The 20,096-nt window shown below is 72.7% G+C and carries 20 protein-coding genes; 10 read left to right on the top strand and 10 right to left on the bottom strand.

Features of this window, described 5'->3' with window-relative positions; translation table 11 throughout:
• Positions 1–297: 297 nt before the first annotated feature.
• Positions 298–1,329 carry a 7-epi-alpha-eudesmol synthase gene (locus DN051_RS06120; RefSeq protein WP_053757097.1) on the top strand — a complete coding sequence of 344 codons (1,032 nt, stop codon included), beginning with the start codon at positions 298–300 and terminating at the stop codon, positions 1,327–1,329.
• 191 nt (positions 1,330–1,520) lie between these two features.
• Here the strand turns inward: DN051_RS06120 and DN051_RS06125 are convergent, their stop codons facing one another.
• From DN051_RS06125 to DN051_RS06150, 6 genes are all read right to left on the bottom strand, one after another.
• Positions 1,521–2,771 (bottom strand): cytochrome P450, encoded by a 1,251-nt coding sequence (locus tag DN051_RS06125; protein ID WP_053757098.1) that lies wholly within the window; start codon positions 2,769–2,771, stop codon positions 1,521–1,523.
• Positions 2,768–3,373 carry a GTP-binding protein gene (locus DN051_RS06130; RefSeq protein ID WP_053757099.1) on the bottom strand — a complete coding sequence of 202 codons (606 nt, stop codon included), beginning with the start codon at positions 3,371–3,373 and terminating at the stop codon, positions 2,768–2,770. Before DN051_RS06130 ends, DN051_RS06125 begins: the two co-directional genes overlap by 4 nt.
• Positions 3,354–3,725 carry a DUF742 domain-containing protein gene (locus tag DN051_RS06135; protein WP_053757100.1) on the bottom strand — a complete coding sequence of 124 codons (372 nt, stop codon included), beginning with the start codon at positions 3,723–3,725 and terminating at the stop codon, positions 3,354–3,356. The genes DN051_RS06130 and DN051_RS06135 overlap by 20 nt, the downstream gene beginning before the upstream one ends.
• Positions 3,722–4,132: a roadblock/LC7 domain-containing protein gene (locus tag DN051_RS06140; protein WP_053757101.1), complete on the bottom strand. Its 411-nt coding sequence runs from the start codon at positions 4,130–4,132 to the stop codon at positions 3,722–3,724. Before DN051_RS06140 ends, DN051_RS06135 begins: the two co-directional genes overlap by 4 nt.
• A 5-nt stretch (positions 4,133–4,137) precedes the next feature.
• A complete protein-coding gene (locus DN051_RS06145; RefSeq protein WP_053757102.1) occupies positions 4,138–5,859 on the bottom strand; it encodes an ATP-binding protein in 1,722 nt (573 codons plus the stop codon).
• A gap of 367 nt (positions 5,860–6,226) precedes the next feature.
• On the bottom strand, positions 6,227–7,183 hold the full coding sequence (locus tag DN051_RS06150; protein ID WP_053757103.1) for a GlxA family transcriptional regulator: 957 nt from the start codon (positions 7,181–7,183) through the stop codon (positions 6,227–6,229).
• A gap of 71 nt (positions 7,184–7,254) precedes the next feature.
• Between DN051_RS06150 and DN051_RS06155 the strand changes: the two genes are divergently transcribed.
• From DN051_RS06155 to DN051_RS06175, 5 genes are all read left to right on the top strand, one after another.
• Positions 7,255–8,205: an NADP-dependent oxidoreductase gene (locus tag DN051_RS06155; RefSeq protein WP_112438178.1), complete on the top strand. Its 951-nt coding sequence runs from the start codon at positions 7,255–7,257 to the stop codon at positions 8,203–8,205.
• A gap of 172 nt (positions 8,206–8,377) precedes the next feature.
• Positions 8,378–8,749 carry an anti-sigma factor antagonist gene (locus tag DN051_RS06160; RefSeq protein ID WP_079000406.1) on the top strand — a complete coding sequence of 124 codons (372 nt, stop codon included), beginning with the start codon at positions 8,378–8,380 and terminating at the stop codon, positions 8,747–8,749.
• Positions 8,750–8,910: 161 nt separating this feature from the next.
• Positions 8,911–9,573 (top strand): DUF4230 domain-containing protein, encoded by a 663-nt coding sequence (locus DN051_RS06165; protein ID WP_053757106.1) that lies wholly within the window; start codon positions 8,911–8,913, stop codon positions 9,571–9,573.
• A gap of 117 nt (positions 9,574–9,690) precedes the next feature.
• The gene (locus DN051_RS06170) at positions 9,691–10,326 is read left to right on the top strand and encodes a VanZ family protein (protein WP_342781536.1); all 636 of its coding nucleotides are present in this window, start codon (positions 9,691–9,693) and stop codon (positions 10,324–10,326) included.
• A gap of 142 nt (positions 10,327–10,468) precedes the next feature.
• A complete protein-coding gene (locus DN051_RS06175; RefSeq protein WP_112438180.1) occupies positions 10,469–11,701 on the top strand; it encodes a lectin in 1,233 nt (410 codons plus the stop codon).
• A gap of 87 nt (positions 11,702–11,788) precedes the next feature.
• Here DN051_RS06175 and DN051_RS06180 read toward each other — a convergent pair whose 3' ends face one another.
• A complete protein-coding gene (locus DN051_RS06180; protein ID WP_053757145.1) occupies positions 11,789–12,025 on the bottom strand; it encodes a hypothetical protein in 237 nt (78 codons plus the stop codon).
• 144 nt (positions 12,026–12,169) lie between these two features.
• Here DN051_RS06180 and DN051_RS06185 point away from each other — a divergent pair, with 144 nt between their 5' ends.
• The gene (locus DN051_RS06185) at positions 12,170–13,198 is read left to right on the top strand and encodes a PHP domain-containing protein (RefSeq protein ID WP_112438181.1); all 1,029 of its coding nucleotides are present in this window, start codon (positions 12,170–12,172) and stop codon (positions 13,196–13,198) included.
• 342 nt (positions 13,199–13,540) lie between these two features.
• On the top strand, positions 13,541–14,569 hold the full coding sequence (locus DN051_RS06190; RefSeq protein WP_053757109.1) for an SDR family oxidoreductase: 1,029 nt from the start codon (positions 13,541–13,543) through the stop codon (positions 14,567–14,569).
• Positions 14,570–14,660: 91 nt separating this feature from the next.
• Here DN051_RS06190 and DN051_RS06195 read toward each other — a convergent pair whose 3' ends face one another.
• On the bottom strand, positions 14,661–14,933 hold the full coding sequence (locus DN051_RS06195) for a hypothetical protein (RefSeq protein ID WP_053757110.1): 273 nt from the start codon (positions 14,931–14,933) through the stop codon (positions 14,661–14,663).
• An 84-nt stretch (positions 14,934–15,017) separates the two neighbouring features.
• Positions 15,018–16,346, bottom strand: a complete 1,329-nt coding sequence (locus DN051_RS06200) for an ROK family transcriptional regulator (RefSeq protein WP_053757111.1) — start codon at positions 16,344–16,346, stop codon at positions 15,018–15,020.
• Positions 16,347–16,557: 211 nt separating this feature from the next.
• On the opposite strand from DN051_RS06200, the gene DN051_RS06205 reads away from it, so the two are divergent.
• Positions 16,558–17,811: an FUSC family protein gene (locus DN051_RS06205; protein ID WP_053757112.1), complete on the top strand. Its 1,254-nt coding sequence runs from the start codon at positions 16,558–16,560 to the stop codon at positions 17,809–17,811.
• A 130-nt stretch (positions 17,812–17,941) separates the two neighbouring features.
• A complete protein-coding gene (locus DN051_RS06210) occupies positions 17,942–19,156 on the top strand; it encodes a lactonase family protein (RefSeq protein ID WP_420709115.1) in 1,215 nt (404 codons plus the stop codon).
• On the opposite strand, the gene DN051_RS06215 is transcribed toward DN051_RS06210, so the two are convergent.
• Positions 19,124–19,852, bottom strand: coding sequence for a DUF2470 domain-containing protein (locus DN051_RS06215; protein ID WP_053757114.1), 729 nt, complete (start codon positions 19,850–19,852; stop codon positions 19,124–19,126). The genes DN051_RS06210 and DN051_RS06215 overlap by 33 nt on opposite strands.
• Positions 19,853–20,096: the final 244 nt, after the last annotated feature.

Here is a 20,096-nt window from a genome sequence, read left to right on the forward strand (position 1 = left end):
GTCGGCCGCCGGCCGCTCCCCGTGCCGCGTCGCCCGATGCCCGGGCACCCGCCGGTCTCCCGCGGTCCGCGATGTGACTGAAGTGAGGCGTGGGATTGTAGGCGCCTCAAGTGGCCTGTGCAGTAACTCAGATCACCGCCGGGCCTCGGTGTAGATCATTTACGCTCTGGGCAGTCTCGTACCGCTTCTCGGTTCAACTTTCTTACTGGGAAGCCGAGTTCGAGTGTGCGGGCGGTCGTGCGACCGTCCGCTCGCAGGGCGGGGGGACTCTGCGTTCCGTCTCCCGAAAGGAAGCGCATGCCTCAGGACGTCCGGTTCGACCTCCCCTTCGAGACCCCCGTCAGCGAGCACCTGGAGTACGCCCGCGAACGGCACCTGCGCTGGGTGCGGGAGAGGGAACTGGTCCGCAGCGAGGCCGGGTTCGAGGAGTACCGGTCGTGGGACCTGCCGCAGGCCGCGGCCCGCACCTACCCCCACGCCTCGGCGGACGACATGGTCGTCCTGATGAACTGGTTCTCCCTCGCCTTCCTCTTCGACGACCAGTTCGACGCGAGCCGGCCCGACCGGGCCGATCGGATCGCGGAGGTCGCGCGCGAGCTCATCGCGACCCCGCTGCGCCCGGCGGGCAGCCGGCCCCGGGTCGTCTGCCCCATCACCCTGGCCTGGACCGAGGTGTGGGAACGGCTCTCGGATGGCATGTCCCTGACATGGCGCTCACGGTTCGCCGCGTCCTGGGGGCGTTTCCTCGCCTCGCACTGCGAGGAGGTCGACCTCGCGGCCCGGGGCCAGGCCGGGTCGCTGGGCCTGGACACGTACACCGCGTTCCGGCGCCGTACGGTCGGCATCCACCACAGCATCGACGCCGCGGAGCGCAGTCGGCGCTTCGAGGTGCCGGCGCAGGCGATGGCGCATCCGCTGATGGAGCGGATGCGGGACCTCGCCGCGGACACCATCGGGTTCATGAACGACATCCACTCCTTCGAGCGCGAACTGCGCCGGGGGGACGGCCACAACCTCATAGCCGTGCTGCGCCGCGAGCGCGGCGGCTCCTGGCGGACGGCGGCGGACGAGGCGTACCGCCTGACGACCGAATGCCTCGACGAGTATCTGCGGCTGGAGTCCGAGGTCCCGCGGATGTGCGACGCGCTCGGCCTCGACGAGGACGAGCGGGCCCGGGTCCGGATGGGCGTGGAGGCCATCCAGCACTGGATCAACGGCAACTACGAGTGGGCGCTGACCACCGGCAGGTACGCGGCGGCGAAGGAGGGTCCCGTGGCGACGGCCGAGTCGGCCGGGCGGGGTTCGGTGGACGATCTGCTGGCGGTGTGACCCCCCGGTTCGCCCGCCCGGCCGGCAGACCGGGCGGGCGGGCGACCGGGTGCACTGGGGCCTGTCGTCAAATTCCTGTCGTTGCCCGAAGGGCGGCCCCGCGGCGTCCGGTGCGTGCTCTCGGCTCCGCTCGACCGGGAGGGGCCCCCACGACGCCGCTCCTCGACGGGCAGACGTTGCCTGCCACGGCACTAGACCGGGAACTCGACCGGCAGGCCGTCCAGCCGCGACTCCCAGGTGGAGGCGGTGGAGGTCAGCTCCCCCGGTGACACCGCCAGGCGCACGCCCGGCAACCGGTGCAGCAGGACGTCCACGGCGATCTCGATGACGGCCAGGCCGATGCTCTGCCCGGGGCACTCGTGCGGCCCGGCGCTGAACGCCAGATGGGACTGGTTGCCCTGGACCGACACCGCCGCGTCGGGTCTGACCTCCGGATCGAGGTTGCCCGCGGCGAGGCCGAGCACCAGCAGATCGCCCTCCTTGACCGGGCAGCCGCCCAGTTCCAGGTCGGCGGTGGCGAACCGGCCCGGCATGACGGCCAGCGGCGGGGAGTCCCACATGACCTCCTCCACCACCGCGGAGACGGTCAACTGCCCGCTGACCAGTCCGGAGAGCCGCGAGACGTCGGTCAGGACCCGTTGCAGCACCCGGGCCAGCAGATTGCTGGTGGTGGTGTGGGCGGCGATCAGCACCAGACGCAGATGGCTGACCACCTCCTCCATGTCCAGGCCGGCGCGGTGCTCCAGCAGGGCGGTAGTGAAGTCCGATCCCGGTTCGCCGTGCTTGCGCTCGGCCAGGGCGCCGAGGATCTCCACGATCCGCTCGTTGTGCGCCAGGGCCTCGGCGCCGCCCATCAGCACCTGGGCACAGGACTCGACCAGCCGGCGCCCCTCGCCCTCGGCCAGCCCCAGGATCCTGGTGAGGACCAGCATCGGGAGGTGGTCGGCGTAGTCCGCCACGAGATCGGCCCGGCCGGTGCCGGCGAACGCGTCGATCTGCTTGTTGGCGAAGTGGGTGGCGTGCCGCCGGACACCGCGGGCGGCGGCGGCCTGGAGTCCGTCGTTGACCGCGCCGCGCAGCCGGCGATGCGGTTCGCCGTCCTGGGAGACGCAGTCGGGCCGCCAGCCCAGCATCGGGATCAGCGGTGAGGTCTCCTCGACCCGGCCGTCCAGCCGGTCCCGCCAGATCCGGGCGTCCCGGCTGAACTGGCGGGGGTTGTCGAGCACGCGCCGGTTGTCGCGGTAGCCGAGCACCAGCCAGGCGGGCACGTCGCCCTCCAGCAGCACCGGCGCGACGGAACCGTGCTCCTTGCGCAGCCGCTCGTAGATGCCGACCGGGTCCGTCGCCGCCTCCGGCCCGTACAGACGGGTCACGTCGGCGGATCCGTGCGCGACGGGGCAGCCGCCCGAGGTGCCGGTGGCGTCCGGGATCCGCTCGTTCATCGGGACTCCACGGCGACGACGGAGCGTTCCTTCAAGTGGCGGATCAGGGCCATGAGCACGTCGCGGCTGGCGGCCCGGTCGCGCGCGTCGAAGGCCACGACCGGGGTGTGCGGGGAGATGTCCAGAGCGTCCCGGATCTCCTCGACGGGGTGTTCCCTGGAGTCCGGGAAGACGTTCAGCGCGATGACGAACGGCACGTCCAGCCGCTCCATCTCCTCGATCGCCCGGAAGCTGGAGGCCAGCCGGCGGGTGTCCACCAGGACGATCGCGCCGAGCGCGCCCTTGAACAGGCCGTTCCACAGGAACCAGAACCGCTCCTGCCCCGGGGTGCCGAACAGGTACAGCACCAGGCTCTCGTTGAGACTGATCTTGCCGAAGTCCAGGCTGACGGTGGTCTGCGTCTTGTCCGCGACACCGATCAGACGGTCGACGTCGGCGCTTGCCTGGGTGAGCGTCTCCTCGGTGGTGAGGGGCTTGATGTCACTGACCGACCGGACCATCGTGGTCTTCCCGGTGCCGAAACCGCCGGCGATCATCACCTTCACCGAGCGGGTGTCCCCGGCCGCCGTCCTGCCGGGTTGGTCAAAGCCGTTGAAGTCCACTGAGTACCTCCTCAAGGAGCGCGAGGTCGGGCCCGCGACCGGCGTCGTGCGCCGGTATGGGGTCACGGGCTTCGACACGGCCTGCCTGGAGCAGGTCCGCCAGCAGCACCGCGAGAATGTTGAAGGGCAGTTGGAGATGGGCGCCGAGTTCCGCCACCGACAGCGGCTCGCGACAGCGCCGGAGGATCTCCGCGTGCTCGTGCTGCATGCCCGGGGCTGGGGTGGCTCCGGAGACGATGAGGGTCGCCACGTCGAGGCTCGACGCCGAACCGCCCGGTCCGCTGCGTCCTCCGGTGAGGACGTAGTAACGCTCAAGACCGGACGGGTCCGACGGCCGGCGGGGAGCACTCATCCAGAGTGCTCCTCCAGGCGCGGAGTGGTGCCGAGGAGCTCGCCCATCCTGCGGGCCAGATCCCTCATCTGGTGTCCGAGCAGCCCCTGGTCGAGGCCCTCGCGGGCCAGGACGCCGAGATACGTCTCCAGGCCGGCGCGGACGACGAAGAGATGGCCGCCGTCGACCTCGATCATCGCCAGCCGCAGTTGCCCCGCGTACGTGGGGAACTGCTCGGCGACCGGCTGGGCCAGCGCCTGGAGGCCGGCCACCACGGCCGCGAAACGGTCCACGTCGTCGGGGTCGTCGGCGCCGTAGGAGGTGATGGCCTTGCCGTCGCTGGAGGCCACCAGGGCGAACCGGATCTCGTGGATGCTCTCCACCAGGTCGCGGAGCGCCCAGCTCACGTCGGTTCCCTGCTGCGTCATGGGGACTAGTCGCTCTCTTCAGTGCGGTGCTCTGCGGACTCGCGTGCGGCGGACGAGGCGCGCTCGCCGGACGGCCCGGTCTCCTCGGAGGTCTCCCGGCCGGCCGTGGCGAACGCGGCCAGACCGGCGAAGGATCTGTCGGGCGGGACGGGCGAGACGGCCGTCTCCCCGCTCCGGCCGGTCCGAACGGCCGGTTCCGGCGCGGCCGCCCCGCTCCGTCTGCCGCGGCGCCGCGGCAGCCCGCCGGGCGTGGTGTCCTCGCGGTCGCCGGACCCGGCCGCCGGCGCATCGTCGACCGCTTCCCCGGCGGGGGCCGACACCGCGGCCGCCGGGGCCGTCGCGGGGGCGGTGGCCGCCGGGAGCGGGCTGAAGTACTTGTGCGGTACGACGACGACCACGGAGGTGCCGAGCCAGGGCGAGTCGGCGAAGGTGACGCGGATGCCGTAGCGGCGGGCGAGGGCTCCGACGACCCGCAGTCCGATGTTGGCGTCCTCGGAGACACCGCCGAGGCCCGGACCGGCCGCGGTCCCGGCGAGCGCGTCCTCGGCCTCGCGCTTCTTCTCCTCGTTCAGGCCCTTGCCGGAGTCCTGGATCTCGATGCCGACGCCGTTCGGCACCTCCTTGCCGGAGACGATGACCGGCTCGGTGGGGGGCGAGTAGCGCGTGGCGTTGTCCAGCAGGTGCGCGAAGACCAGCGTGAGGTGGTCCACCAGGCCGCCGTCGACGCCCAGTTCGGGCAGATGGCGGACCTCTACGCGGTGGAACTCCTTGATCCGGCCGATACCGCCGCGGACCACGCTGAGCAGGCGCTGCGGCTCCTGCCACTGCCGGCCCGGGCGGTCGGAGCCGCCGAGCACACCGATGCTGGCGGCGAGGCAGTCGGCGGGGCCGATCGCCTGGTCGAGCTCCATCAGACCGCGTGCCACGGCGGGCAGCCGGCCGTGCTCGCCCTGCAACTCGTGCAGCCTGCCGCGCAGTTTGCTGGTGAGCACGTGGATGCGGTTGCCGATGCTGATCACGGCCTGTTCGGCGGAGGTGGAGCGGTTGAACTCGTCCTCGACGCCGATCAGGGCGGTCCGCAGCACCTTGCGCAGATCGGCCTGGAGTTCGGGGGCCACCTTGGCGCACTGGCCGACGGAGGGCAGCAGGTCGTCGATGGCGTCGCCGCCACGCAGACGCTTCAGCGCGTCGGGGAGCTGCTCCTCGGCGAGCGCGGCCACCGCCTGCTGCTGGTGGCCCAGTCGCTCCTGCCAGGTCGCGGTCCGCTCGTCGAGCCGGGTCTCGTGGGCGAGGGCCTGTTCGGCGGACTGCGCGCGGTGGGCCTCGGCCTGTTCGGCCAGCCGCGCCTCGTAGGCTGCGGAGCGGTCGGCGAGTTGCGACTCGTAGGCGGCCGACAGTTCGGCGAGCTGGGCCTCGTGGGCGGCGCGCTCGGCGGAGTGCTTGCGCTCCAGGCCCGCCACATGGTGCTGCCACTGCTGCGAGTGCTCCGCCTGCGAGGTGCGGAACGTGCCTTCCGCACGGCCCAGTTGGGCCCGGGTGCGGATCAGCATCCGTACGCACACGGAGCCGGCTGCCGTCGCCGCGACTCCGGCGACGGCCGGGGTTATTCGTTCCGAGCTCATGAATGTGGCGGCAACGGTTCCGCCTCCTAACGCCAGCGGCATCAACCACCAGCTGTACCAGGTGACAGGGGCCCGCGCCGCCGGTGGCGGAGTGGCGAGTTCCATCTGCGTCCTTCGAAGCAACACGAACAACGGGGGGTGGGTGTGCACAGGGGGATGTGCAAGGGGGACCGCACTCCTGAGTACGCACCGCGAGTCGACCTTCGGGGACACGTCAACTCCCGGCGCAGAAAGGGAGCTTATCTGGTTCGGACCCTAAAGGATCAACCTCGCGGGGGCGCGGACGTGAGGGTTCCGTCACTCTCCGCCAGGTTCACGTCCATCGCCGCGTCGCCTCGCCGTCGTCGGCCGGAGCCGCCGACGCCGCTCGCCCGAGCCCTCGCTCGACCGGCTCCGATCGCTCTTGAACGCCCTCGCCCACCGGGGACGGCCGACCCGGCGACGCGGCCGGGCCCGCCCCGCCGGCGGACCGTCAGCGCGCCGTGCGGAACGTCCGCCGATAGGCCTGCGGCGAGACGCCGATCGCGGTGTGCAGATGCTGGCGCAGGGAGGCGCCGGTGGCGAAGCCGACCTCACCGGCGATGCGGTCCACGGGCAGGTCGCTGGTCTCCAGCAGCTGCCGGGCGCGGACGACGCGCTGCTGGATGAGCCAGCGCCCGGGGCTGAGGCCGACCTCGTCGTTGAAGCGGCGGGCGAAGGTGCGCCGGCTCATCCGGGCGTGGGTGGCGAGGTCGGCCAGCGTCAGCGGTTCGTCGAGGCGCGCCAGGGCCCACTCTCGGGTGGCGGCGGTGCTCGCGGCGCCCGCCTCGGGCACCGGCTGCTCGATGTACTGCGCCTGGCCGCCGTCGCGGAACGGCGGCACCACGCAGCGGCGGGCGACGGAGTTCGCCAGCCGGCTGCCGTGGTCCTTGCGCAGGAGGTGCAGGCAGACGTCGATGCCGGCGGCCGCGCCGGCGGAGGTCAGCACCGGGTCGTCGTCGACGAAGAGCACGTCCGGGTCCAGGTCGACGTGCGGGAACGCGCGCCGGAACACATCGGCGACCTGCCAGTGCGTGGTCGCCCTGCGCCCGTCCAGCAGTCCGGCCGCGGCGAGGACGAAGGCGGCGGTGCAGATGGACACGATGCGCGTGCCCGGCCGGATCCGGGCGAGCGCCGCGGTGACCTCGCCGGGCACGTCGAGGGTGACGTACTGCGGGGCGACCGGCGCCACGATCACGGTGTCGGCCGTTTCCAGAGCTTCGGGGCCGTGTTCGGGGGTGACCGTGAAGTCGGCGTTCGTACGGATCGGCCGGCCGTCGACGGAGCAGGTCAGCACCTCGTACCGGCCGTCGGCGGCACCGAGGATCCGGCTCGGGATGCCCAGCTCGAAGGGGTAGACCCCGTCCAGCGCCAGAACCGCGACCCGATGCGCCCGCTGTGTGCCACTCATGGCCTGATCCTATCGAAGGTTGGCAATCCTGCCATTCTCCCGACGGGCCGATCACGGCAGGCTGAAGCACCATGAGCGATGTGAACACCATGCGAGCCATCAGTCAGGACGTCCTCGGCGGGCCCGAGGTCCTCAAGGAAGTACGGATCGAGCGGCCCGCCCCGAGGCCCAACGAGGTGCTGGTCCGGGTACGGGCGGCGGGCCTCAACCCCACCGACTGGAAGCACCGCGCCTCCGGCGGTTTCCTGGGCGAGCCGCCCTTCGTCCTCGGCTGGGACGTGTCCGGAGTCGTGGCGGAGACGGGGGTCGGTGTGGCCCGCTTCGCACCGGGCGACGAGGTCTTCGGGATGCTGCCCTACCCGTTCGGGCACGGCTCGCACGCCGAGTACGTCACGGTGCCCGCCCGCGCTCTCGTCCCGAAGCCGGCCGGGGTCGACCATGTGCAGGCCGGCGCACTCCCGCTGGTGTCGCTGACCGCGTGGCAGGCCCTGGTGGAGACGGCCGACGTCCGGCCCGGTCAGCGGGTGCTGATCCATGCCGCGGCCGGCGGGGTGGGGCACGTGGCGGCGCAGATCGCCAAGTCCCGTGGCGCGTACGTGATCGGGACGGCGAGCGCGGGCAAGCACGACTTCCTGCGCGAGATCGGTGTGGACGAGGCGATCGACTACCGGACGACCGATTTCAGCGAGGCGGTGCGCGACGTCGACGTCGTGCTGGACACGGTCGGCGGGGAGACCTCCGTGCGCTCGCTGAGCGTGCTGCGCCCGGGCGGGCTGGTCGTCTCGATCCTGCCGGTCGGGTCGGACGAGTTCTACGAGGAGGCCGAGCGGCTGGGCGTGCGGGCCCTGCGGATGCTGGTCGACGCCGACCGGGCCGGTATGAACGCCATCGCCGGCCTGGTGGCGGAGAACAAGCTGCGCGCGTCCGTCGCGGCCACCTTCCCGCTGGGCGAGGCCGCGAAGGCCCACGCGCTGGGTGACACCGGCCGCACCACCGGGAAGCTGGTCCTGGTGGTCGACTGATCCCCCTGCTCCCGGTCGGATCCGCCCTGCGAGGACCCTCGCCGCGAAGGGAGTCGGCTGCAAATCGATGACATATGTCAATCGAACATGCTGAAATTCGTTCAGGCGAGGGTAACTTGCAGTGTGGAGCCCCCAGTTGAGGGTTCCCGGGCCGCTCGGAGGTGAGGTCGTCGTGGCGCGCGAGGCTGCACCGCTCACCCGGCACCTGCGCATCCACCGGGAGCGCGGGCACACCGTCCTGGAGTTCCGCGGGGAGATCGATCTGGTCTCCGCGGCGGAGATCCTGCCTCACCTGGACGAGGCGACGGCGGGTCCGGCCCCCCGCGTCGTCATCGACCTCGGCGGCGTCGAGTTCTTCGACGCCTCCGGACTGCGCCTGCTGTACCGGGCCCGCACGCGCGTCCTCGCACACGAGGGGCGGCTCCACCTCGTCTGCACCCACCCGCCGACCCTGCGCGTCCTGCGGGTCACCGGTCTGTCCCGGCTGCTCCCGCCGCGGCCGACGCTGGACGCCGCCCTCCGGTCCGGGTCGCCTGCCGTCTGAGCGCCGCGCGGCAGGCGTCCACGGGCCGTACCTCACCGCGCACCGGTCCCTGACCCGCCGCGCGCTCCCCCGAGCACCCGAATGAGTCGTACACAGGTCAACCGCTTGGTCTGGTCCGGGATTTGGTGGGCATGCGGTCCGTAGAAAGGAGGACCGTCGCCATGATGACTTCCATCAAGCGCCTGCCCAGGCGCCTGCCCGGCTGGGCGAAGGTGGTGAGCGCCGTCACGCTGGTGCTCGTCGTGCTGTTCGCGGGGATCCGGCTGAGCGTCCTGCCGGGACTGGACGACCTGTTCGGCACGGAGACCCACGACCGCTCGGGTCCGGCCCTGCTCAAGTCGATCCAGGACATCAGCCGCTACGACGCCGCCTCCGGCAACTTCCAGGTCGTGGTGGACCTGGAGAAGGACACCAAGTACCTGCCCGACGCGATCCGCGGCACCCGCACCCTCTACGTCGGCGCGGGCACGGTGGACGCCTACGTCGACCTCGGCAAGATCGGCGAGAACGACGTGACGGTCGACGAGGACCGCACCTCCGCCACGCTCCGGCTGCCGCACGCGGCACTCGGCAAGCCCGCCCTGGACGCCGACCGGTCCTACGCCGTGTCGAAGCAGCGAGGACTGCTCGACCGGCTGGGCGACCTGTTCTCGGACAACCCCAACGGCGAACAGGCCGTTCAGCAGCTCGCGGTGCGGCACATCCGCGACGCGGCGAAGGAGAGCGAGCTCACCGAGCGGGCCGAGACCAACACCACCGAGATGCTCGAGGGCCTGCTCGGCTCCCTCGGTTTCAAGGAGGTGCGGGTCACCTACGGGACCTGACCCGAAGGCGGCCGGGCCGCGGGGTGGAAGCCACCCGGCCCGGCCGCGGAATCGATGCCGAGTCCGGGGGTAACCGCGCAACGACCCGGACGGGAATCTGAGAATCTGGAGGAGCAAATGGCTCGTGCAGCCCTGCTGTCCCGCGTGTTGTCGCGTCCACGGCCTGCGAAGCGGCCCGCCGAAGCATCGGCCGAGCCCCGCGCCGGGGCGGGGAAGGCAAGCCGGCTGCTCCCCCGTCGACGGCCCGCGAAGCGACCCGCACAACCACCGGCCGAGCCCCGCGCCGGAGCCGGAAAGGCAGGCCGGCTGCTCCCCGGTCTCGCCCGGGCGCTGGCGACGGTGTGCGCCTTCGTCGTCATGGTGGCCTTCGCGGTCGTGCTGGCCCGGCTGACCCTCCAGCCCTCGCCCGCCTCGGAGGCGCTGACGCACAGCAACCTGCATCCCGGCAGCTCGATCCAGGCCTACCTGGACCAGCCGCAGCTGCGTGACGCCGTCAAGCAGATCGGCGGCAATCTGCTGCTCGGGGTGCCCTTCGGGGTGCTGGTGCCGATGATCGCGCCACGCGCCCGGGGGATCCTGCGCGTCCTGCTGCTCACCGCGACGGTGATGCTGATGGTGGAGCTGGCCCAGGGCGCGATGGTCACCGGCCGCGCCTTCGACATCGACGACGTCATCCTCAACACGACGGGGGCCCTGGCGGGCTATCTGCTGCTGGGTCGCCGCCTCGGCCGGGCGCTGCACGCCCGCCGCTGAGGCGGGTGCCCACCCCGAACTGCTGGTACGGACCAGGGTATTGACGACCCCTTACCTCATCTCTTAAATCAAGGAGACCCCTTCACCCCCCACCCCAGTGGGCGCGCCCGCAACCTCGGGCCGCCGTACGGAAGGGAACACCTTGACCGCCCCACGCCTGCTCCGCAGCTGCCTGCTCGCCGCGCTGTCCGCCGTGCTCATCGCGTCCGCCGCCGTCGCGCCCGCCCGGGCCGAGCCGGCGGACGCGCGGGCCGTGACGTTCTCCGACACCTTCGACGGCCCCGTCGGCGGCGGAGTCGACTCGTCCAAGTGGCAGATCGAGACCGGCGACAACGTCAACAACCACGAGCGGCAGTTCTACACACCGGGCACCGACAACGCCGCCCTCGACGGCCAGGGCCATCTGGTGATCACGGCCCGCCGCGAGAACCCGAACAACTACCAGTGCTGGTACGGCCGTTGCGAGTACACCTCGGCCCGGCTCAACACCGCGGGGAAGTTCACCGCGCAGTACGGGCACGTCGAGGCCCGGATGAAGGTCCCGCGCGGACAGGGCATGTGGCCGGCGTTCTGGATGCTCGGCAACGACCTCGGCCAGGTCGGCTGGCCGGACTCCGGCGAGATCGACATCATGGAGAACGTCGGCTACGAACCGTCCACCGTGCACGGCACCATCCACGGCCCCGGCTACTTCGGCTCGGGCGGCATCGGCGCGGCCTACTCGCTGCCGAACGGCCAGGCCTTCGCGGACGGCTACCACACCTTCGCCGTCGACTGGGCACCCGACTCGATCACCTGGTCCGTGGACGGGAACGTCTACCAGCGCCGCACCCCCGCCGATCTGGGCGGGCGCGCCTGGGTGTTCAACAAGCCGTTCTTCCTGATCATGAATCTGGCGGTGGGCGGCTACTGGCCCGGCGACCCCGACGGCTCCACGGTCTTCCCGCAGCAGCTCGTGGTGGACCATGTGTCGGTCACGACCAGCGACTCCCCCACCGGCACGGCGATCAGAGGACTGGCCGGCAAGTGCGTGGACGTGGCCGGGGCGAGTTCCGCCAACGGCGCCCCCGTACAGCTCTACGACTGCAACGGCACCGGTGCGCAGCGGTGGACCGTCGGATCCGACGGGACCATCCGGGCGCTCGGCAAGTGCCTCGACGTGACCGGCAACGGCACCGCGGACGGCTCGACGGTCCAACTGTGGGACTGCACGGGCGGACCCAACCAGCGCTGGATCGTCACCGGCGCCCGCGACATCGTCAACCCGCAGGCCGACAAGTGCCTGGACGTGACCGGCAACAACTCGGCCAACGGCACCCGGCTCCAGATCTGGACCTGCTCGGGCGGCGCCAACCAGAAGTGGACGGTCGGCTGAGCCGCCGCCCCCCGATGCGCACCCCGGTCCGCCGGACGGGGGTGCGCGGGCCCCGGGGCCTGTCGGACGGGAACCGTCGGACAGGCCCTACCGCGGTGTCCAGGTGAACTTGTCGCCGCCCACCCAGCGCACCACGTCCGGATCGTCGAGGTCGTGGATGGTGATACCGAACGCCGCGGCGGTCTCCAGCACGTCGGTGACGGCCCGTGCCGATCCCACCACTTCACCGTCGATCTCCACGATGCGGAACGGCGGCTGCCCGGGCTGTACGCCGAGCACCATGATCCGCGGGTGGGACATGTAGGGGCTCGCGATTTCGGTCATGACATCGAGCGTAAGCCGGATCGGGCCGGCGCCGCCCCTCCGCATCACCCCAGGTGAGTCCGGTGTGCCGGTGCGGCCGGACGCCCCGCCGTGCGCGACCGGGTTCGCCGGGCAACGCTGGACCGGACGCCGTAGGAGGTGGCGATGGATCCCGTCGACGCCCTGGAGCGGATCGCGTTCCTGCTGGAGCGGTCCCTGGCCCCGACGTACCGTGTCCGGGCCTTCCGCACGGCCGCCCGGGTGCTGAAGGAGCTGCCGCCGGACGAGGTGCGCGGGCGGGCCGCCGCCGGTTCGCTGGAGTCGCTCAAGGGTGTCGGCCCGAAGACCGCACAGGTGGTGCGGGAGGCACTGGACGGCCGGACGCCGGGCTATCTGAAGCGGCTGGAGGACGACACGGAGGCGGCCGGCGGACAGGCCCGGGGCGGCGGGGAGCTGCCGGCGCGGCTGCGCGGGGACTGCCATGTGCACTCCGACTGGTCGGACGGCGGCAGCCCGATCGAGGAGATGGGCCGCGCGGCAGCGGCGCTCGGGCACGCGTGGACGGCGCTGACCGACCATTCGCCGCGGCTGACGGTGGCCCGCGGGCTGTCCGCCGAGCGGCTGCGCGAGCAGCTGGACGTGGTGGCGGAGCTCAACCGGACCTGGGCCCCGTTCCGGCTGCTGACCGGCATCGAGTGCGACATCCTGGAGGACGGTTCGCTCGACCAGGAGCCGGAGCTGCTGGAGCGGCTCGACGTCGTGGTGGTGTCCGTGCACTCCAAGCTGCGGATGGACGCCAGGTCGATGACCCGCCGCATGGTCGCCGCCGTGCGCGATCCGCACGCGGACGTCCTCGGGCACTGCACCGGACGTCTGCTGACGGGCCGGGGGCGGCCGGAGTCGGAGTTCGACGCCGACGAGGTCTTCGCCGCCTGCGCCGAGTCGGGCACGGCGGTGGAGATCAACAGCCGTCCGGAGCGGCTCGACCCGCCCCGCCGCCTGCTGCGCCGGGCCGTCGCGGCCGGCACCCTGTTCGCGATCGACACCGACGCGCACGCCCCGGGCCAGCTGGACTGGCAGATCGACGGCTGCGCGCGGGCGGAGGAGTGCGGGGTGCCGGTGGACCGCGTGGTGACGACCTGGTCCGCCGACGACCTGCTGGCCTGGACCCGGGAAGGGCAAGTTCCCCCGTGAGCGCGCGGGCCGCGGTGACCCACGTCACCGCCGCGCGCGCCACCCGGTGGAACACCCGGTGGCGTTTTCCTGTTGAAGGAAGTGTGGGTGCGGATGGAACAGTGTCCTCGGGCCACACCATCCGCCCGCGGGGACGATCGTCCGGCTGAAGCCCCGCGGAGCCTTTCGCCGAGAGGCGACCGCCATTCGTGCCCACCCTCTGGCCGCCCCGATCGGAATCCCCCGTCCGGTCGGGGCTTCTCTTTGCCCGTGCCCTCTTTCGCCCGCTGACCGCCCGCGTAGGCGTTCCGGCGTCCGGGTACTCGGTGCGTCCCGCCGGAGCACGCCCGAGAGGAGCCGGAAGTGAGCGACGCAGTGGGCAGCCGGGTCGTCGTCACCGGCGGCACCGGCAATGTCGGCACCAGCGTGGTGCGGCTTCTCTCGGAGGATCCGCGGGTCGGCTCCGTGCTCGGGCTGGCTCGCCGGTTCCCCCGGTGGCAGCCGCCGAGAACCGACTGGTCGGCGGTGGACATCGGGTCCGGACAGGCCGACCTCGTGAAGGAATTCCTGGGCGCCGACGCCGTGATCCATCTGGCCTGGGCGTTCCAGCCGACCCACGACCCCGCCGCGACGTGGCGCACCAACGTGCTCGGTGGCATGCGGGTCTTCGACGCGGTGGCGGCGGCGGGCGTGCCGGCTCTGATCCACGCCTCCTCGGTGGGCGCCTACTCACCGGGCCCGAAGGATCACACCGTGGACGAGTCCTGGCCGACGCACGGCTGGCCGGACGCCGCGTACTGCCGGGAGAAGGCCTATCTCGAGCGGTCCCTGGACACCTTCGAGCGTGAGCACCCCGGGGTCCGGGTCGTGCGTATGCGGCCCGCTTTCCTGTTCAAACGCGAGTCGGCGAGCGAGCAGCGCCGGATCTTCGGCGGCCGGTTCCTGCCGGGGTCGCTGGTCCGTCCGGAGCTGCTGCCGTTCCTGCCCGACGTTCCCGGGCTGCGCGTACAGGCGCTGCACACCGACGACGCGGCCAGGGCGTACCTGCTCGCGGTCGAGTCCGACGTGCGCGGAGCCTTCAATCTCGCGGCCGAGCCGCCGGTCGACGCCCAGTTGCTGGGCTCGCTGCTCGGCAGCCGGCCGGTGCGGCTGCCCCGCACCGCGGCGCGCTCGGCGATCGCCGCCGCCTGGGGGCTGCATCTGCTGCCCGCGTCGCCGCACCTCTTCGACGCCGTCCTGCGGCTGCCGCTGATGGACTGCACGCGGGCCTTCGAGGAACTCGGTTGGCGCCCGCGGCGTACGGCGACCGAGGTGATCGAGGAGCTGCTGGAGGGGCTCCAGCAGGGGGCGGGTGCCTGGACGGAACCGATGCGGGGCCGCAAGGTCGGCTGACCTGCCCTCCGACGGCCGGCTCGGCTGCCGGAGGTGTCGCGTCCGCGCGTCGGGCGTCCGTTCCCGGCGCCGGCTGCCGCCGCCCGCGTGGTCAGGCGGGTGACTCGTCGGGGTCCGGGTGCTCGGGGTGGGCGGTGGAGGACCGCGGGGCGCCCTTTCTGCCCGTGCCCGCCTCGTCCGTGTCGGGGACGTCGGAGGCGGCGGCGTCGCCGTCCTCGGCCCGTTCGTCGTCCCGCGCGCCGCGGCCGGCCGCGGGGGTGGGCACCTCCCAGGGGTCCTCGTGCTCGCCGGCCTGCTGGTCGGGCAAATCACGGGAGACGGGGTGGGGGGTGCGGCCCGGCTCCTCGTCTCGGTGGTCGCTCACGAATGGCTCTCTTCCTGTTGCCGGAGAGCACCGCGAGTACCTCGCGCCGGGGCCCCGAAACCGCTCCGAAGGCGGACCCGGCGCTCAGTGCGGCGAGCGCTCCTCCAGCACCGCCCGCCAGGTCGGCTGCGGCCCCTGCGGGGTGGGCTCGGGCCGGCGGCCGCCGCGGGTGAAGAAGTCGGCGAGCGGCAGGATCGCGGCGCCGACGGTGACGGCGTCCGGCCCGAGCCGGCCCAGGTCGATGGTGACCTTCTCGGCCGGGTGACGCAGGGCGTAGGCGGCGGCGTGGCGGCGTACGGCGGGCAGGAAACCGGCCCCGAGCTGGAGTCCGGCCCAGCCGCCGATGAGGATCCGCTCCGGCTGGAAGAGGTTGATGAGGTCGGACAGTCCCGCGCCCAGGTACTCGGCCGTCTCCTCCAGCACGGCCAGCGCCACCGGGTCGGCCGTGCCGCCCTCCGGCGGGTAGGCGGCGGCCAGCATCGCGGTCAGCGCGGTCTCCTCGTCGGTGCCCCGGGGCGGATGCCCGCCCTCCTCGCGCCAGCGTTGCAGCAGCGACTCGGCGCCCGCGTACGCCTCCAGGCAGCCCAGCGCCCCGCACCGGCAGCGGCGGCCCCTGACCCGCACGGTCAGATGCCCCCACTCCACGGCCCGCCCGTGCTCCACCTCGGGGGTCACGAGACAGGCACCGACACCGGAGCCGAACAGGACGACGACCGCGTTGCGGGCGCCGCGTCCGCCGCCGAACCACATCTCGGCCTGGCCGAGCGTCAGGGCGCCGTTGTCGATGAAGTACGAGACGGTGTCGGGCAGCCCGGCCCCTTCCCCGCCCTGGTCGAGCCCGGCCGGCGGCCCCGCCGGGGAGCGCAGCAGCGCCTCCAGCGGGACCGCGTCCCAGCCGATCGTCTGGCCGTGGACGACGGCGCCGCGGTCGGGGGTGCGCTCGACGATGCCCGGGACCCCGATGCCCACGCCGAGCAGCCGCTCGGGCGCGACGTCCGCGGCGGCCAGCACCTCGGCGATGCCGTCGCGGATGTGCCCGACGATCACCTCGACGTCGTAGCGCCCCTGCACCAACGGCCGTTCCGTGCGGGCCAGTTCGGTCAGGGAGAGGTCGAACAGCTCGATCCGGACCCGGGTCTCGCCGACGTCGACGCCCACCAGGTGTCCGCTGCCGGGCGCCACCCGCAGCAGGGTGCGCGGGCGGCCTCCGTCGGAGTCGACGCTGCCCGCCTCCTCGACGAGTCCGTCGGCGACCAGGTCGGCGACGACATTGCTGACGGAGCCCGAGCTCAGACCGGTGGCCGGTCCCAGCTCGAACCGGCTGAGCGGGCCGTCGAAGTACAGCCGCTGCAACACGGCCGTCCGGTTGGCCCGCCTCAGGTCGCGCACCGTGCGCCCGTTCCGCCCCGCCATGTGGCTCCTTCCGAACCCTGTCCCCCCGGCGGCCCCCACGGCGGCCGGACCACCGAGGGGATATTACTCCAACCCTTAATTCACGCCATGAGCGAAGAGGTGCGACACGCGGGGCGGCAGTCGGGGCGACCACATGGCGGGCGGGGCGCGGTTCGCTCCATGGGAGGTCCGGGACGTTCGATGCCTGAGGGGAAAGGGAACAGGCCAAGGGATGCGAGTTGTACGAGAATGGCCGGAACCCCTTGCGCGATCGGTGCGGTGGCATCGCGATCCCGTGGTCGTGCAGGCCCTGCGGTCGACGGGCGCCGCCACGGTGTCCTACGTCATCGCGCTGCACGTCAGCCCCGAGAAGGCGCCGCTGACCGCGCCCCTGACGGCGCTCCTGGTCGTCCAGGTGACCCTCTTCTCCACCCTGACCACCGGGATCCGCCGGGTGAACTCGGTGGTGGCCGGAGTCGTCATCGCCATCGCCTTCAGTCTGCTGGTCGGCCTGACCTGGTGGAGCCTCGCGCTGCTGATCCTGGCCTCGCTGGCCGTCGGACATCTGGTGCGGGTCGACGAGTTCGTGCCCGAGGTGGCGATCAGCGCGATGCTGGTCCTCGGCGTCACCAGCGTCGGGGACACCGCCTGGGCGCGGATCCTGGAGACGCTGATCGGCGCGGTCGTGGGGCTCGCCTGCAACCTGCTGCTGGCGCCGCCGGTGTGGGTGGGCGAGGCGGGCGCGTCGATCGACGGCCTGGCCCGCCGGATGCGGCAGCTGATGCTGCGGGTCGGCGAGGAGGCCGCGGGCCGCACCCCGGTCGCGAAGGCGGCCGAACGGCTGCACGAGGCGCGCCGGCTCGACCACGACATCGTCCAGGTGGACGCGGCGCTGCGGCAGGCGGAGGACAGTCTGCGGCTCAATCCGCGGGTGCACGAGGGACTCCTGCACCGAGTGGTGCTGCGCACCGGCCTGGACACGCTGGAGATCTGCACGGTCGTGCTGCGGGTGCTCGCGCGCACCTTCACCGACCTGGCGAAGGTGCGTGACCCGGAGCCGCTGTTCAAACGGGAGACCGGCAAGGTCCTGGAGCAGTTGCTGTCCGAGATCGGTGACTCCGTCGTCAGTTTCGCGGTACTGGTCACCACGGACGTCAGCGTCAGCGCCGAGTCCGCGGAGAAACGGTTGACCAACGAGCTGCGCAGGGCGGCGGCCACCCGCGACAAGCTCGCCGAGCTGCTGCTGGACGAGGTGACGGGCGACTCCCTGCACTGGCAGCTGCACGGCGCCGTGCTGGCCGAGGTCAATCGCATCCTCGACGAGATGGACACCGAGCACCGTTCGCGCCGGCTGCTGGAGGAACTGGACCGCTGCACGCGTGAGCAGCGCGAACGGTTGCCGAGGCTCACCCGGCTGGGCGACCGGCTGCGCCTGGCACGCCGGGCGGGGCGCAGCCGCCTCGCGGCCGTGCGCCGTTCCATGTGACCCGTCACTGAGGGCCCCGGCCGTGACGCGCTATTGAGGGGCCCCGGCCGAGCCGCGTGGTGCGGGATCGGCCCTTCTTGCACCCGACAGGTGATCCACGCCAAGGTGACCCGGACGACGGGGACGACCGATGAGCCGGGGTACGGGAATGGGCAGTGGTGCGCGGGTGTCGCACGGCGACTGGAGCAGGCGGCGCCTCGTCGGGGTCCTGGCGGGGGCTGCGCTTCCGCTGTCGGCGGCCTGCGGGGGCACCCCGCCCGCCGAGACCCCCGTGAAGTCACCGGGCGGCTCAGCCCGGGCCTCGCGCAGGCCGCCCGCCGGTCCGCGCCCGCTCTATCTGGGCACCTACACCTCCGTCGACGGCGGCGGCGAGGGTGTCGGCGTGGCCTCCTACGACCCGGTCACGGGCCGCGTCGTCGGCGGCGGCCTCCTGGACGTGGGTGATCCGTCGTATCTCGCTGCGCACCCGAACGGCCGCACCCTCTACACGGTGAGCGAGCGCGAGGACGGTGCGGTGACCGCGGTCCGGCTGTCCGACCGCAAGGTCCTGGGCAGCCGGAGCACCGGCGGCGCGGCGCCGTGCCATCTGTCCGTGCACCCGGGCGGACGCTGGCTGCTCAGCGCCAACTACACCTCCGGCAGCGTGGCCGTGCACCCGATCGACGCCGAGGGCGCCCTCGGCGAGCGCACCGACCTGGTGACGCACTCCGGCTCGGCGCCGGGTCCGGGACAGGAGGGTCCGCGCGCCCATCAGATCGTCACCGGCCCGGACGGCCGGCACGTCCTCGCGGTGGACCTCGGCACGGACACCGTGTACAGCTACCGCCTCGACACGGCCGAGGGCACCTTGCGGGAGGTCGCGCGGGCGCGGACCCGGCCGGGGGCCGGTCCGCGTCACCTCGCCTTCCACCCCGGCGGCCGGTACGCCTATCTGGCCAACGAGCTCGACGACACGGTGGCCGTGTGCGCCTACGACCCGGCGAGCGGCCGGCTCACGGTGGGCGAGGCCCGATCCACGGGATCCGGCGCGGACACCAACTACCCGGCGCAGATCCTGGTCACCGCGGACGGCTCGTACGCCTATCTCGCCAACCGGGGACACAACAGCATCGCGCGGTACGCGGTGGAGGCCGACGGCGCCCGGCTGCGGCTGCTCGACACGGTCCCGGTGGCCGGTGACTTCCCTCGGCAGATCGCCTTCTCCCCGGACGGGGCCCTGCTGTTCGCCGCGAACCAGCGTTCCGGCACCGTGAGTGTCTTCCGCGTGGACGCGCGCGACGGTGGACTGCGGCTCGCGGGAGAGCCGTTCGCCTCACCCGTCGCCGTCTGTGCGCTGCCGCTGTAGGGCGCGGGGGCAGGCGGCGGTACCGGCCTGCGCGAGCAGCACGTGCACCCGCTCGGTGAGTTGCGCGACGCTGTCGGCCGGCATGTGGAAGGGCAGCCGTACGTCGCCGTGGGCGCGGCGGCGCTCGATCCGCAGCGTCAGTCCGTGCCGGTCGACGGCGAGCGGCCGGACGCGCACGGCGCCGTGCAGGCTGCCGGGTTCGACCAGCCGGGTCAGGCGTTCGACCGCGTCGGCGTGGGCGTCGGCGAGGTGGGTGAGCAGCCGGGCCTCGGCGGTGGCCAGCGGGTCCGGGCTCGCGGCGGCGAACTCGTCGAGGTCGACGACCACGGCTCCCGACGCCTGGCGCAGCACCACCCGGGTCGCCGCGAACGCGAGATGGCCGTCCTCGATGCTGAACCAGCCGGCCATCCACAGCCGGCCCCGGATGCGGCTGCGCATCGGGACGGGCGCGACGTCGGCGAACTCCAGGACGGCGGACGGCTCCCCGCGCGGCGCGCAGATGGTGGCCGCGAGAAGCGCGCTGTCCTCGGGCACGTGCAGGGTCACCCGCCCGTCGTCGGCGACCGCGTGCGCGCCGATGAGCTCCTCTCGGACGCCCTCCGCGGTCACGGCGCACGACCACGAGGTGGCGAGCACCGATCGGGCCCGTTCTGCCGCCGCGGGCACGGCCGCCCAGGCGGCGTGGCTGTCACCCATCCCGTTCCTCCTTAGGTAAGGCTTGCCTAAGCTATCGGAGATCCGGACGTACGCCAACCACGGACGACGACACGGCACGGCGACCGACGGGAACCGGGCCCGGCGAGCGGACCACGGCAACGACGCGGGCGGCTGCGCGCGGACCGCCGCCGGGGTGGCGACGGGTCCCGGGTCCGGTGATTGGGCCACGGCACCGACACGAACAGCCGCGCACCCGCCGCCGGAGCGGCACGACGGGTCCTCC

Origin of the sequence: Streptomyces cadmiisoli (assembly GCF_003261055.1) — a bacterium.
Lineage (GTDB): Bacteria > Actinomycetota > Actinomycetes > Streptomycetales > Streptomycetaceae > Streptomyces > Streptomyces cadmiisoli.